A 13,631-nucleotide genomic window follows, 5' to 3' on the forward strand; every position below is an offset into this window, starting at 1 on the left:
CGTTACTCCTGCTCGTCCTAAACCAAAATCATTCACGAATTACCAGTACGGGTACTTCGGCCTGCCTGGCAATTTCATCCGCTACGCTTTCGCCAAGGGCGCGTGTTATAAAATTCTTGTTTCTACGAATGGTGCATAGCAAATCAACGGGGTTTGATTTAAGGTAACTGATAACTCCGTGTACTACACTATTGCCGCCATGCTGTTGGAGGCGGGTATCCATACCATACTTTCGCTCCAACCTGGTTATCCAATCCTGCTTTTCCGGATGAGCCGGGGCGCCATCTATCTGAATATTAAGTAATTCAATTTCACTGGCCGATTTACTAAGCAAGCGAAATGCGGTATCCAGTTCACCATTTTCCGGCCGTAAATCGGTAGCCACCACGGCACGCTCAGGCGCCTGCGGAACAAACGATTCGGGTACGACCAGCAAAGGCATCCTACAGTTCTTTGATAAATAGTTAAACAAGCCGGGGTTCTGATTCTCGAAGGTTTTTCTGGGAAGCACAATCACATCGGGGGCACAGCGTTCAATCATTTTCAGCAATTCGCTGCGTACATTTCCAAAACCGATTTCTTTTTTTACCGGAATACCCGTACCGGTAATAATTTCCTTAAGCGACTGCATCCGGTCGCTGGCCTTTTGTTCGAGGCGGGTAAGGCTCCACTGCACGACCACCGGGTTATCCGATTCCGTAATCTCATCAGCCGGAATGATATGCCCCAGTTGAATGGCTCCGCTGGTGCGGCCGGCCAGCAAGCTGGCATACTGAATAGCCCGATAAGAGGCCTCCGAAAAATCAACCGGAATAAAATAACGTATGGAATTCATGGCACCTGCGTTAATTGTTATGGAGTTCCAGCTCTACTTTGTGCGCAGCTTTATCGGGCTTCTTGCCGTTACTACGAATTACTTCTACATTAATATTCTTTGCCTTTGCTCCTTCTTTAAACTCCTTAATCAACTCCAGCACATCGTGATCAACAATTACCGATTTACTCATATCAATGGTAACATCCGTACCGGGTTGTATCAGGCTGAGTTCGCGGGCAATAGAGCCTTTATTCAGGAAAATCACTTCTTCGGCCAGAGTCATCTTTATCCGGTTACCATTGTTGTCGGATTCCTTGTGAAGAAAGTGCGAGTTCCGGTAGCTGTTACGCAGAATAATGATAACCGCCACCACCATGCCAATGCCGATACCTTTCAGTAAATCGGTAAATACAACACCCGTAATAGTGGCCATAAACGGAAGAAACTGGCTCCAGCCCAGGTTATACATTTGCCTGAAGGTGGCAGGTTTGGCCAGCTTATACCCTACCGAGAACAGGATAGCAGCAAGAACGGCAAGCGGTATCAGATTTAAAATTGTAGGAATGGAAACAACACACACCAGCAGCAAAAAGCCGTGAATAATAGTTGAAAGTTTTGTTTTTCCGCCCGATTGAATATTGGCTGAACTGCGAATAATAACCTGGGTAACCGGCAGGCCTCCAATCAATCCGCTAATCAGGTTGCCGCTGCCCTGGGCCACCAGTTCGCGGTTGGTATTGGTTGTACGTTTGTAAGGGTCGAGCTTATCAGTTGCTTCAACCGAAAGCAACGTTTCAACACTGGCCACAACAGCCAGTGTTAGCGCCACTATCCATACCTCCGGATTTAGGATGGCGCCAAATGCCGGAAAAGAAAAGTTTGATAAGAAATCGCCAAGGCTTGACGATACCGGCACACTAACCAGGTGCTTTTGCTCCAACGACCATGAAGGAAAATAAGCCTTAGTAATCAGCTGGTAAGCAACACCAACCAGGATTGCCACCAACGGCCCTTGTATAAGTTTAAAGAGGGTATACTTTTTACTCAGGTGCGCTTCCCATATAAAGAGGATAGCGATGGAAATAAGGGTAACAACCACCGCACCCGGTGTAATATACCCGAACATATTGAGCAATTCGCTGAACGTATTTTCACCATCGGCCTGCACAAAACTCAGGTCGCCTTCGTAGTCGGCATCGTAACCAAAGGCATGGGGTATTTGCTTCAGTATAATGATAATGCCAATGGCAGTGAGCATTCCTTTTATTACAGAAGAAGGAAAATAATGCCCGATAATGCCCGCCTGCATAAGTCCCAGTACAATCTGAACGATACCGGCCAGCACTACGGCCACCAGAAAAATTTCAAATGCACCCAGCTGCTGGATGGACGAGAGGACAATAACGGTAAGGCCGGCAGCCGGACCGCTAACGCCTAAACTTGAGTTACTGATGGCCCCCACCACAATACCGCCAACCACTCCGGCAATAATGCCCGAAAACAGGGGCGCTCCACTGGCCAGTGCAATTCCCAAACACAGGGGTACCGCAACAAAAAAAACCACCATGGCAGCCGGAAAATCGCTTTTGATATTTGCAAAAAACCCTGTAGGATGCAGTAAAGGTGATTTCATTTTAACACGTTAATTACGCACTGAAAGTAGGGCAATTGCATTAGCACCCCATTAAACCGGTATTAGAAACAGATTAGAAAAATCAGGCTCAGTTCACTTATCGGCATTATCCGCAAGGCAACACCATTCTGGCCACTGTGCCCTGGTTGAGCTTAGAATGGACTTCAAACCGGCCCTGGTGCAACTCAATAATACGAACCGTTAAGGGTATACCAATGCCGGTGCCCCTGATGTTGCGTACGTTCTCCGACCGGAAAAAAGGCTGATAGATTTTAGGAATATCTTCTTCGGGAATGCCCATGCCTTTATCCGTAACGGTTATCTCAACTTCATCCATCATCTTTTCAACCGAAAGGTTTACCGGAGCATTGCCCGAAAACTTCGAGGCATTATCGAGCAGGTTAATAAAAGCTGTTTGTAACAGGTTTTTATTGCCAAGTACCCGTGGGTTATGGTTGCTTAATGATACGCTAACCTGACATTCGGGATTCATAGTACGATAAACCGACAAGGCTTCCTCCACCAGGGTATTGACTGCCAGCGGTTCGCGCTTAACATCACTGAGATTGGAGCTTACTGCCGAAAGCTGCAGCAGATTATTTACCAGCCGGTTTAACCGCTCCGCCTCGGCCTGTATGTGCACCAGTGCTTCTTTATACTCCTCCACCCCCCTGTTCTTTTCAAGCGCCACATCGGCCTCTCCGATAATTGCCGTTAACGGATTTCGGATTTCGTGCGAAGCATTGGCCACAAAAAGCTTCTGGGCATTAAATGCCAAATCAATCCGATCCAGTAACCGGTTAAACGCAAGTGCCAGCTGACCGAGCTCATCATCCGGATTGAAAACCCGAAGTCGTTCGTGCAGGTTTTTGGCGCTGATGGTGTTTGCTTTCTGAATCTTAGCCGAAATCGGCTGAAGAATGCGACCAGAAAGGTAGTGACTCATGAGGGTCATACCAATAATACCGATAACAATAGCCAGCACCAGAATGGTTTGCAGGTTAGCCAGCATGCTGATGCCCACCCGGTCAACCGCGGTGATGATTACCGCATAATTACCCCCAGCCAGGTGAAAGATGCGGCCGGCCCCCTGCCGCTCCTGTTCAAAAAAATAAGCCTCTTCATTCTGCTGCAACGATATCAGAAAATCTTCCGGATAGGGTTGCTTCAGTTGCTTTTCCCAGCCAGCCGTTACTTCAACCACTTCCTCAGTTTCATCAGGCAGCGTGTTAAGAAACTGGTTGCGGATAAGTTCGTAACCTTGGGGCGAAAAACTTTCCTTTTCCAGAAACATTTTTTCGGTAATATCTACGCGTTTCAGCAGCCGGTTGTAAAATTCGCTGGTGCGGTACTGGGCCGAAAAAAAATAAACCGAAAGGCCAAACGTAAGTATCAACAGACCTGCGGCCACACTGAAGAAAAGAGTAAGTTTATCCCTCAGTTTCACGGTCAACCTCCTTTATTATATACCCCATGCCCACTACAGTTTTTATCAGCGGCTTGCCGAAGTCGGCATCTATTTTTTTACGCAGGTAATTAATGTACACATCCACCACATTGGTACCCAGGTCGTGGTTTATGTCCCATACATTTTCCAGAATATCAACACGCGAAACGACTCTGTTTTTGTTTATCAACAGGTATTCCAACAGCCTGAATTCGCGGGCGGTCAGTTCAATGGGTCTATTATTACGGGTTACCTCCTTCGATTCGCGGTTCAGTTCGAGGTCGGCCACGCGCAGCACCTGGCTTACTGTTTTACCCCTGCGGGTAAGCGCGTTAATGCGGGCCAGCAGCTCTTTAAACTTAAAAGGCTTAGGCAGGTAATCGTCAGCCCCGGTGGTTAAGCCTTCAACAATGTCTTCGGTAGTTCCCAGCGCGGTAAGCATAAGGATGGGGGTTTTCATGCCGTGCTTTGTGCGTATTTGTTTGCATACATCCAGGCCGTTCATACCGGGCATCACAATGTCGAGAACAATTACATCAAATTCTTCGCGCAAAGCCAATGTAAGGCCGGTGGCCCCATCAAACGCCTGGGTTACCAGCATGCCGTTTTCTTCTAATCCTTTCCGGATAAAAGAGGCAACAGAGGGTTCGTCTTCAATCAGCAGGATGCGCATGGTTTATTTCATGCCTAAAGTTAGTCATTAATGATACATTGTAGCGCTGTTGGCAGTCAACGTTTAAGACTTGTGATGGTACGGCATTTCAGTATTTCTTCTATGCAGGATCCATGTACCAGCTTATACCTAAGGCTTGAGGCGAGGCAATATTTTCAGATTGCTCCTCACCCGCCACTTAACCAAGGCCTGTGGTAGTTGCGGTGCATCCGTTTTATGTTGTTCCTGATTTTTTAGTACGGCTCATGTTTCAACACTAGGCCATTTCCATGCATAACGGATAATGAAGCCAAGCAGAACGGTTTCTGCAACCGCACCAAATACCATGTGCGCCCAGACTTCGCCTGCCAGATTAAACAAACTATAGGGAATATACAGCACAGCAATACTGATATTTACCGGGCGATTTACCTTAGCCGGCAGGGCAACAGAAAGAAAAATCAGTAAAGCCGGAATGGTTACTGATACGAGTGCCGCCAAAATAAAACCTTGTGTAATGTTAAATACATACACTTTGCCCTGGAGTATATCTTCTAATTTTCCGGGCATATACAGGGCGAAATAATCTACGTATAGGTAGAGAAACATAAAACCCGACCACAATGCAGCGAGTTTTAGCTTTACGCTGACCGTGCTGTCTTCCAGCATAGCAGGTGGTACATTTTGAGTCCTCATAATTGCCATTTAAAAATTGTCCTTTTTAAAACTACTGTAAGCGAGGTTGCAAAAATAAACTGGCCAACCACCCTAACCCATTCACTTAAGTTAAGAAATGACACTACGCTTGCCCTTTTTCCAGGATTCTTGCCCGCAGCCTGCTTAATGATTGAGGTTTTATGCCCAAATAGCTCGCCAACTGGTGTTGTGGAACACGTTGGATAAGGTCAGGTCGTTTTTGCACTAAGTTCAGGTAGCGTTGTTCAGGCGAAGAGGTCTTAAATTCATCAAAGTCTGTACGCTGTTTAGCCAGGAGTTCTTCGGACAGCATGCGGCATAAGGACTCAAACTTTGGAAAGCTGGCGTTAATTGCTGCTTCCATATCAGCATTTGAAACAGCCAGTATAGTATCATCTATACAACTTATATAATACTCAGAAGGCGTTTTGCTTATTACGCAATGAGGCGTTAAGGCATCCAGTTCAGTATAGAAAGCCGTTGTCTTTTCTTCTCCGTTTATGATGTAATAAACCCGGATACAACCCTTTAATACAAAATAGCTGTTTTGCGATTTCTGTCCTTCTTTAAGTAAAACAGTCCCTTTCTTTACCGTGCGAAACAGGTCTAGCGAACGTATTGCGTTTTTCTCATCCTCTGTAAGAGAAACATATCTTGATATAAAGCTAAAAAGTATGTCCTGCATTGGTTTTTGTTTGTACTGCCACCGGGGGCACCTGTGTTGCTAACGGTTTCGGGCCCGGTTGGTTGTTGTTTAACTTCTGCTCTTTATAACTACCGTTTGATTTAGTCAGGCAAAGAAATCAACAAAATAGGTGTGTTTAAACAATAGCGCTAATATGACTGCGTATGTAACCAGTTCGGCTACCATTGCATAGTATTTTGTCTGGCTGGTCATAAATCCGAAGGTTTCAATAACACAAATGGTGAACAGCATTGTGTAGGCGGCAAGCATAAACTCAGGCGTTTTGCTCCATGCGGTAAAATAGCCAAGCAAGAAGCCTGCTGAGGTAATTATTACCGAACCCCAATGAATGGGAAGGAGCCACCTGGGAAAATCAAGGTTGGTGTACGGAGTCCAGGGTACTTTTGCTGAAGCCAATTCTATGAAGCCACCCGTAGCCCAAAGCAGCAAAAAAGTGTGAACCAGAACTAAGAGATATCCAACGTATTGCATAGTATGTGGGTCATTTGCTGGTTTAATCTTGCTACCGTTTTTGGGTGTTGCCGCAGTTGGCGATTTCGGGGCACGGAATTTATCCCGCTTACAACGAAGCTGTCAACCTGCACTTGAACTGAATAGAGGCACCTGCCTGTGGCCGACAGGCGCCATACCCGCGTTAGTGACAGTGTCTTCGTCTGCTAATTTTAGTCATTTATCTTTTCTGCTTGTCTTTGGTTAATAATGAAATCTTGTCCAAAAGTAAGTTTCTTAGATAATGTTGAGTTAGGTTCTACCACTCTCCAAAATGGTGTGATGCCTTTTAGTGAATTAGCTTGTTTATATTTTTCAAAATTTGCTTCCGCCACTATTCGTAAAAAAATTCCTGTAGTAACCGGACAAGTATAGTCAGCTTTGTATTCAATAGCAAGGTCTTTCCGCATTGTTTGAACTGTTACCATCTTGCCTTTTGGGATTTGCTTGATGTAATTGTCAATTATTTGCGGTGTTGTAATGAACATATTACTGTTTGCCGGGATGTCAGCAAATTCAAAATCAATTCGTTTGATTTTCGGTTCTTTCTTTTCGCTTAGTTTGTCAAGCCAAGTCTTTTTTGAAGCCATTTTATTCGCCCAATTTTTGTTTTAAGTTTTGAAGGTATAAGTCCATCGTTTTATCCAAGTCAACAAATAAATAGGATAATGTCCTGAAAAACGGATTTGAAATAGTAACAACTTCTTTAAATTCTATAGCAGTTTCATCCTGCTTCGTTTGCTTAAAAATTCCAACCCAATACCCGTTGAAGTTTTTTGGTTCAATGATTTCAATTTCAAAAATTTTGTTTTCTACTTTCTGTTTTACTTTAAAAGTTATAGCTGTTCCTTTTTCTGGAACTTCCGTCCACGTATTGTCGTCAATTGCGATAATTTCTTTAACATCATTTCGCCACGTTGTTTGATTTTAAAATCAGTTACTAAGTTAAATACTTTGGTTACATCTGAATTAAGTACAGCCGTTTTTGTAAAGGTTCTTTCTTTGGGAAGAAACAACCCCACAATAAATACGATTGCAGTGATTGCACCAATAGAAACAAGCAAAAAAGTCATCATTTTTTTCATTTTTTTAAATACTTGTGCTGCAAATCTTCAATTAGAATTGAAAAGTTATTTGACGTTTTTTGCTATTTTATAGGAACATAAAAATCAGTTACATAATTTTCAGGCTTATAGAATGGTGGCGATTTAACATACCATTCAAGTGCCGGCTTGTCGGCTAAGTCAAACTTATACCCGAACAAGCAAACGTTGTAGATGTAGTCATAAACGGGATAAAATCCTTCATAAGCTCCTTTGTAGGTAAACACAGCAAACTTGCCCCCTTCAATGACACTGCCTAATTAAGTGTGTAAGTGCTGGGTAACGACTAAGCAACTGCGTAAAGGTTTTATATTTTGCATCTGCCTTCGAAGATAGTTAAAAATTGATTTACGATTAGTGGCCAGTTTCTCACGGGCAAGGTCCATTTTTTGGTGATCTCCCGTAAAGCCAGGTACACCGCTTTCACCACCGCCTGGTCGTCAGGGAACGAAAGTTTGTTGTTGGTATACTTGCGGATTTTTCCGTTGAGATTTTCGATAATGTTCGTGGTATAGATCAGCGTTCGGATTTCGATCGGATAATCGAAGAAGTGCGTGAGGTTATCCCAATTCGTTTTCCACGACTTGATAGCATGCGGATATTTTTTGCCCCATGTTACTTCAAGCTGCTCTAAGGCTTGAGCAGCCAGCTCTTTGTTTGGTGCTCCGTAAACAGTCTTCAAATCGGCTACAAATTGTTTCTTGTCTTTCCAGACAACGTAGCGAAGCGCATTTCTGATCTGATGAACTACACAAATCTGGGTTACCGATTGGGTAAACACGCTGGTGATTGCATCGGTGAAGCCCTTCAGATTATCGGTGCTGGTGATGAGAATATCTTCCACGCCACGGCTTTTTAAATCAGTAAGTACACTTATCCAGAATGAAGCACTTTCGCTTTCACCCAGCCACATGCCCAATACTTCCTTAAACCCCTGAGCATTAAGGCCTACGGCCAGGTAAATGGTTTTGTTGATCACCTTCCCATTCTGCCGGACTTTGAATACGATCCCATCCATCCACACCACAAAGTACACCGATGAAAGAGGCCTGCTTTGCCACTCCGTTACCAACGTATGTACCCGCGAGGTAACGTTGGAAATAGTGGCATCCGAAACATTCACACCATAGATTTCCCGGATTTGTATTTCAATGTCGCGTACGCTCATACCCCGGGCATATAAGGAGATGATAATTTCTTCGATGCCTTCTACGAACCGGCTGCGCTTGGGAACCAGGACGGGCTCAAACGTGCTGTTCCGATCCCGAGGTACTTCTATCTGTAGTTCACCTCGCGTGGTCTTGATGGTCTTACGGGTTTTTCCGTTCCGTGAGTTCCCGGAGTTAATCCCTTCTGGTGAATGTTTGGCATAGCCCAAATGGCCATCGAGTTCACCTTCCAGCATTTGCTCCATGCCCTTTTTGAAAAGTTCATCGATAAAGCTGTTGAGGTCTTTCGAATTCTTAAATTGCTTGAGAAACTCAGGGGTGAGCATCTCTTTGAGTAGTGGGTGTTGTTCTTGATTTTCCATGGTAACTGTGTTTAAAGTTAAGTCTTTAAATGCAACCGATTCGGCTGAAAGTGGTACATTCCACATCCCCTTTCAGCAAGGCCGAATCGGGCCTTTACACAGTTGCTTAGTCGTTACCCCTTCAATTTTTTTGTAACCAATTTCTCCACTTGGTTTTATTTCTTTGGAAACTAAAACACAAGCGTCAAAACGGATATGTGGTTCTGCTGTTAAGTCGGGATTGTCGTGAACAATACCAATTGTAACAGGCTTTAATCTTAAAACTAAATGAGTTGCAGCCCAAAACATTAGTCGCTGAAATGAACTGCCAACTTTGTCATACGAGCCTGTGTGTCGTATGTAAGCAAGGTGCAGGCCGGGTATTGTTTTGATAATTGGACCTTGAACGTTGAGTGAATTTAAGTCAATGTTTTCCTTTTCGTACTCGTTTTGTTTGTTTGCCGTAAGCCCTGCAATTGAATTCCGGTATTCTAATGGTGAAAGGCAAAAATAGTCTTTAAATGCTCTTGTAAATGTTTCGTGATTTTGATAGCCACAGTCAAACGCAATTTGTCCGATGTCGGTTTGTGAATGTTTAAGTTTTAGAGCTGCTTTTTCAAGTCGAAGTCTTGTCAAAAAGTTTTTTGTTGTGTCGCCTGTCAGTGATTTGAAAACCCGATGAAAATGGTATTGCGAAAGGTTTGCTTGAGTTGCAATATCTTTTAGTTGAATGTCGGTTGTTGAATTACTTTCTATGAATGCAATTGCCTTATTTATACTTTCGAGATAAGAATTTCTGGTGTCTGTTCTCATTCCGCAAAGATACCATTGTCATTTGATTGTTTTTTGATGTTTCTTGCTCGTTTCGGGGTCGTCCGACCATTGTCACTAACGGTTTGGCGCCTGGCGCAGTGGCCAATTTCGGTGCACAAAACTGCCAACCCAGCACTAAAGTTGAGTTGAAAAACTGAACTTGAATTTAAGCACGTCACCCCGCCTGACGCCAAACGCATGTTACCAGTAGGCCTTCTGTCTGTCCACCGTTGCAAACCATTGTCGTTATTGAGTTTCAGCGTCATTGTCTGTGTCGTGTTGGTCTGTGCGGTTGCGTATTTTTTATTTTACTCACGGGTTGTTTAATTCTTTATGGTGTTCGTGAATGCTTCGCATTTCAGAAGGGAGGAGATTTTTTTTAATTACTCACTTCATAATTGTTTTTCAAGGGTGTTCGTGAACCGTAAACGGTTTCAATTTTGTCTGCGTGGGAAAGGTGGAAGCTCTTTTGTCCCGCCTGTGGCGGGAACTTTACACCTACTTGTTTTAAAGCCCATTTATTGAGTTTTGATTGATATTTAATTTGGATAAAGTTCATTTGTCAGCATAAATTCATAACCAAATAATATTTCATCTTCTGTAAATTTCTTTTTCTCCTTATGAAATTGATAAAAGGATTTTACTAAGGAATTCTTTGAAATCATTGTGTTTGCTATAATCAATTCTTTCCAAGCAAAATACAAGGTTGCCACTATCTCAGTTGTTTGTGTTTTTTCTTTTCTGAAAAGTTCGATAATCCTATTAATGGTATCAGTCTCTGATTCAAAATAATTGTCGAAGTGTTTTTTATACAACAATGATTTGTCTGTTTTTCTATAAACTGTTGCTTCTCTTTGCTGACCGTTTATTGAAAAAGTTTTCTTCTCAATTACGAACCATTTATTTTTCGCAAATTCTTGGTCAATCAGGGTAAGCGTTTTACCATCAAAAGGGCCTGCAGCGAATTTTTTATAATTGGTTTGCAATGCCATTCCGCCTGCTTGTTCAGATAAGTATAACAGCTTCATTAATTTTGTGTGTCCAAATGTGGGTTCTTCACACAATTCATGGATAATGTGTGAAGCCAACATCAACTTTCTCAAAAATGCTTGTTGCTTGTTAAGTTCTGGTTGCACAAGTTTAGGTTCAGGAGTCAAGGCAATAACCTTAGCTTCTTTTTTCTTGCTTACCAACTCCCCCCTAAATGCCTTTTGGCTTAAACTGCCATACAAATTCTCTAACTCCTGCAAGCTTTGTTGGTATTGGGTTTTGAGGGCTTCTGTTTTTTCTACGATTTGGGCAAATTGGGTTTGGAGTTGGAATGGGGGAACAGGAATTTTAAGATTTTCAATAATACCAGAATTCAAATTCTTCATCGTTATTCCTTTAGCCGAATTTTCTAAAACCTTTCTCATTGAAGCAGAGGAAATAATGTTGTAGAGAAAAATAGGATTTAATTTCTCTGTTGGTCTTATGAAAATACTGCCCGTTCCGCATAAATAACCATCTTCCTTTTTTGTAACAACTGCACATCTTCCAATTTCGCCACGTCTTCCTAAAACAACATCTCCCGCATGCATCACATATGCAGAAAGTTCTTTCATTTTGCTTTTTGAAATTGTCAATTCAGGGTCAATTGCAATTTTCCCTTCCCCAATGTGGCTTGGATTTACTAACGGAACGCCATTCTGAACATAATCTTCTCTATGCAACAAACTACCAAAAGGACCTATTCTCACTTTTGCGTAATTCTTTAATTCCGATTTATTCCATTTCTTCTCATTCCTCACCGGGTCACCAAACATCTCCAAAAAGGTGCTTTTCAAAAATTCATCCAGCAGGCGGATGCTTTCTTTGCGTTGGGCTATCAGGTTTTCGGCTTTGCTTAAGAGATTGGCGATGTGGAGTTGGTTCTCTATGCCTTCCAAAAGAGGAATTTGTAATGCATTTAGTGAGGCAGTATTTAAAGTTGCACCTTTAACCGCAACATTAGAACCAACAAGTTTTGTGTTCTTTAGAGCATAGTATAAGTATTCAGTTGCAACTTTTGATTTGTCTTTCAGAATAATCCCACAAATCGCTTCATTCGTAAACAAATCCTTTCCTGCAAAAGCAACTTTCCCAATACTTAATTTGAAACTCATCAATAGAGTGTCTTTCGGAATCTTTTTACACCCGCATTCGATTACTGCCAAATCTGTAATTTCTTCCTTAGTCGAGCATATGGTTGAACTTTTTAAATCAGAAATGCTGACCCAAGAATTTCCTTTTCCCCAATACTTTGCAATTCCTCTTGGAGGTGTTTTGCCTATTTGTATTCTTGCAATATTTCCTAATTTTTCAAATTTCATCTTAGGAGAGATTTTAATTCTGATATACCATTTTGAATTTCGACCTCAATGGTTTCGATTTGTCTTATTATTTCGTTAGGCTTTTGATAAACTACTTCTTCATAAACATCTTCTTTATACTTTCCAAAACTTAAATCATAGTCATTGTCGATGATTTCTTTTTTAGGAACAAAAAAGTATTTCTGCTTTCTATCATTGTCTTTCTTAGCATCTCTTCCTTTGTAACGTTGCACAATGTCGGGCAGGTCGCTTTCTGCAATTTTGTTTCGCTTATCGTCTAAGGTGTAGCCGTCTGCCTGCATGTCGTAAAACCACACGTTGTTAGTTTCGCCATTTGGTGGTCGGCAGTTTCAGCCCTTCGTTTATATCACCTTTATCAATGTTTCCTGTAAAAGGCGGATTCGCCATAATGATGTCGAACTGGCTGTCTTCGTTGTAGCTTTTGCTCAGCGTGTCTTTGTAGTCAATTTTGGGTTCGTCAATGCCGTGCATCATCATGTTCATCAATCCCAAACGCACCATAGTGGTGTCAATGTCATAACCCACAAAACTCTGGTCGAGTATGGTTTTTACTTTTTGCGTCAGCACGGCACTGATGGCGGCACGTTCAAAACCGTCTTCGTCTTTGCTCAGTTTTGCAGGGTCTTTTTTTCGCACCAAATCGGTGAGAATGTATTGATAAGCTCCCAACAAAAAACCGCCTGTTCCGCAGGCAGGGTCGGCAATGCGTTGTCCCAATTGAGGAGCCACCAGTTCAGCCATCAGTTTAATGATGTGTCGGGGAGTGCGGAACTGTCCGTTTTTACCTGCCGTGGCTATTTCACTGAGCAGCATTTCATACACATCGCCCTGTATGTCCTGAAAAGCATGGCCGCCTTCGGTGGCATCTTTTTCAATTTCCTTAAAAATGTCTTCCACAATGTTGATGGCCGAAACCAGCAAACTGGCTTTGGGCATGATGAACACGGCATTGGCCATGTGTTTGGTGAAAGGCGAAGTTTCTCCGTTCAGTTCTTTCAAAAACGGAAACACTTTCATTTGCACATGCATCAGCATTTCGTCAGCGGGCTTGTGTTTGAACACACTCCAACGCAATTCGTTTTTGTCAATGCTTTCGTTGCTGCCCGGTATCTGAAATTTGCCTTTGAAACGGCTCGTGTATTTTTCGCCTGTAAACTCGGCATCCCTTTCACGTTTGGCTTCCAAATCGTCCAAACGTTTCATAAAAATGAGGTAGGTAATTTGCTCAATGGCGGTTAAAGGATTGGCAATGCCGCCTTCCCAAAAGTTTTGCCAGAGCTTATCTATCAGTGATTTTAGGGTTGAATTATTTTGCAGCATACAATTTTGAATTTAATCCTGAAGGGATTTGATGTTTATAGAAAATATGAATAGAGGATTTATGCGACCCCGA

Annotated in this window: 13 protein-coding genes and 1 pseudogene; all 14 read right to left on the reverse strand. The window is 42.7% G+C overall.

Annotation, left to right across the window (positions count from 1 at the left end; all coding sequences use genetic code 11):
* Positions 1-28: 28 nt before the first annotated feature.
* Positions 29-835, reverse strand: a complete 807-nt coding sequence (locus tag HRU69_13220; GenBank protein QOI98393.1) for a universal stress protein — start codon at positions 833-835, stop codon at positions 29-31.
* A 10-nt stretch (positions 836-845) separates the two neighbouring features.
* Positions 846-2,450 (reverse strand): SulP family inorganic anion transporter, encoded by a 1,605-nt coding sequence (locus HRU69_13225; GenBank protein ID QOI98394.1) that lies wholly within the window; start codon positions 2,448-2,450, stop codon positions 846-848.
* A gap of 106 nt (positions 2,451-2,556) precedes the next feature.
* On the reverse strand, positions 2,557-3,897 hold the full coding sequence (locus HRU69_13230) for a HAMP domain-containing histidine kinase (GenBank protein ID QOI98395.1): 1,341 nt from the start codon (positions 3,895-3,897) through the stop codon (positions 2,557-2,559).
* On the reverse strand, positions 3,881-4,570 hold the full coding sequence (locus tag HRU69_13235; protein QOI98396.1) for a response regulator transcription factor: 690 nt from the start codon (positions 4,568-4,570) through the stop codon (positions 3,881-3,883). The genes HRU69_13230 and HRU69_13235 overlap by 17 nt, the downstream gene beginning before the upstream one ends.
* A gap of 243 nt (positions 4,571-4,813) precedes the next feature.
* On the reverse strand, positions 4,814-5,245 hold the full coding sequence (locus HRU69_13240; GenBank protein ID QOI98397.1) for a hypothetical protein: 432 nt from the start codon (positions 5,243-5,245) through the stop codon (positions 4,814-4,816).
* A 103-nt stretch (positions 5,246-5,348) separates the two neighbouring features.
* The gene (locus HRU69_13245; GenBank protein QOI98398.1) at positions 5,349-5,930 is read right to left on the reverse strand and encodes a Crp/Fnr family transcriptional regulator; all 582 of its coding nucleotides are present in this window, start codon (positions 5,928-5,930) and stop codon (positions 5,349-5,351) included.
* 105 nt (positions 5,931-6,035) lie between these two features.
* Positions 6,036-6,422, reverse strand: coding sequence for a hypothetical protein (locus HRU69_13250; protein QOI98399.1), 387 nt, complete (start codon positions 6,420-6,422; stop codon positions 6,036-6,038).
* A 191-nt stretch (positions 6,423-6,613) separates the two neighbouring features.
* Positions 6,614-7,030 carry a hypothetical protein gene (locus tag HRU69_13255; protein QOI98400.1) on the reverse strand — a complete coding sequence of 139 codons (417 nt, stop codon included), beginning with the start codon at positions 7,028-7,030 and terminating at the stop codon, positions 6,614-6,616.
* 246 nt (positions 7,031-7,276) lie between these two features.
* On the reverse strand, positions 7,277-7,525 hold the full coding sequence (locus HRU69_13260; GenBank protein ID QOI98401.1) for a hypothetical protein: 249 nt from the start codon (positions 7,523-7,525) through the stop codon (positions 7,277-7,279).
* Positions 7,526-7,587: 62 nt separating this feature from the next.
* Entirely contained in the window at positions 7,588-7,770 is a 183-nt protein-coding gene (locus HRU69_13265) for a GyrI-like domain-containing protein (GenBank protein ID QOI98402.1), read from the reverse strand.
* An 80-nt stretch (positions 7,771-7,850) separates the two neighbouring features.
* Positions 7,851-9,038, reverse strand: coding sequence for an IS256 family transposase (locus HRU69_13270; protein QOI98932.1), 1,188 nt, complete (start codon positions 9,036-9,038; stop codon positions 7,851-7,853).
* 108 nt (positions 9,039-9,146) lie between these two features.
* Complete coding sequence (locus tag HRU69_13275; protein QOI98403.1) at positions 9,147-9,866, reverse strand: AraC family transcriptional regulator; 720 nt, start codon at positions 9,864-9,866, stop codon at positions 9,147-9,149.
* A gap of 539 nt (positions 9,867-10,405) precedes the next feature.
* Positions 10,406-12,217 (reverse strand): restriction endonuclease subunit S, encoded by a 1,812-nt coding sequence (locus HRU69_13280; GenBank protein ID QOI98404.1) that lies wholly within the window; start codon positions 12,215-12,217, stop codon positions 10,406-10,408.
* A pseudogene (locus HRU69_13285) lies at positions 12,214-13,558 on the reverse strand (N-6 DNA methylase). The gene HRU69_13280 and the pseudogene HRU69_13285 overlap by 4 nt, the downstream one beginning before the upstream one ends.
* Positions 13,559-13,631 lie beyond the last annotated feature (73 nt).

The organism is Flammeovirgaceae bacterium (assembly GCA_015180985.1).
GTDB lineage: Bacteria > Bacteroidota > Bacteroidia > Cytophagales > Cyclobacteriaceae > UBA2336.

Excerpts from the sequence above, each read along its gene's own strand:
- HRU69_13220 (QOI98393.1), bottom strand. The coding sequence starts at position 835 with ATGAATTCCATACGTTATTTTATTCCGGTTGATTTTTCGGAGGCCTCT.
- HRU69_13225 (QOI98394.1), bottom strand. The coding sequence starts at position 2,450 with ATGAAATCACCTTTACTGCATCCTACAGGGTTTTTTGCAAATATCAAA.
- HRU69_13235 (QOI98396.1), bottom strand. The coding sequence starts at position 4,570 with ATGCGCATCCTGCTGATTGAAGACGAACCCTCTGTTGCCTCTTTTATC.
- HRU69_13240 (QOI98397.1), bottom strand. The coding sequence starts at position 5,245 with ATGAGGACTCAAAATGTACCACCTGCTATGCTGGAAGACAGCACGGTC.
- HRU69_13245 (QOI98398.1), bottom strand. The coding sequence starts at position 5,930 with ATGCAGGACATACTTTTTAGCTTTATATCAAGATATGTTTCTCTTACA.
- HRU69_13250 (QOI98399.1), bottom strand. The coding sequence starts at position 6,422 with ATGCAATACGTTGGATATCTCTTAGTTCTGGTTCACACTTTTTTGCTG.
- HRU69_13255 (QOI98400.1), bottom strand. The coding sequence starts at position 7,030 with ATGGCTTCAAAAAAGACTTGGCTTGACAAACTAAGCGAAAAGAAAGAA.
- HRU69_13260 (QOI98401.1), bottom strand. The coding sequence starts at position 7,525 with ATGAAAAAAATGATGACTTTTTTGCTTGTTTCTATTGGTGCAATCACT.
- HRU69_13270 (QOI98932.1), bottom strand. The coding sequence starts at position 9,038 with ATGCTCACCCCTGAGTTTCTCAAGCAATTTAAGAATTCGAAAGACCTC.
- HRU69_13275 (QOI98403.1), bottom strand. The coding sequence starts at position 9,866 with ATGAGAACAGACACCAGAAATTCTTATCTCGAAAGTATAAATAAGGCA.
- HRU69_13280 (QOI98404.1), bottom strand. The coding sequence starts at position 12,217 with ATGAAATTTGAAAAATTAGGAAATATTGCAAGAATACAAATAGGCAAA.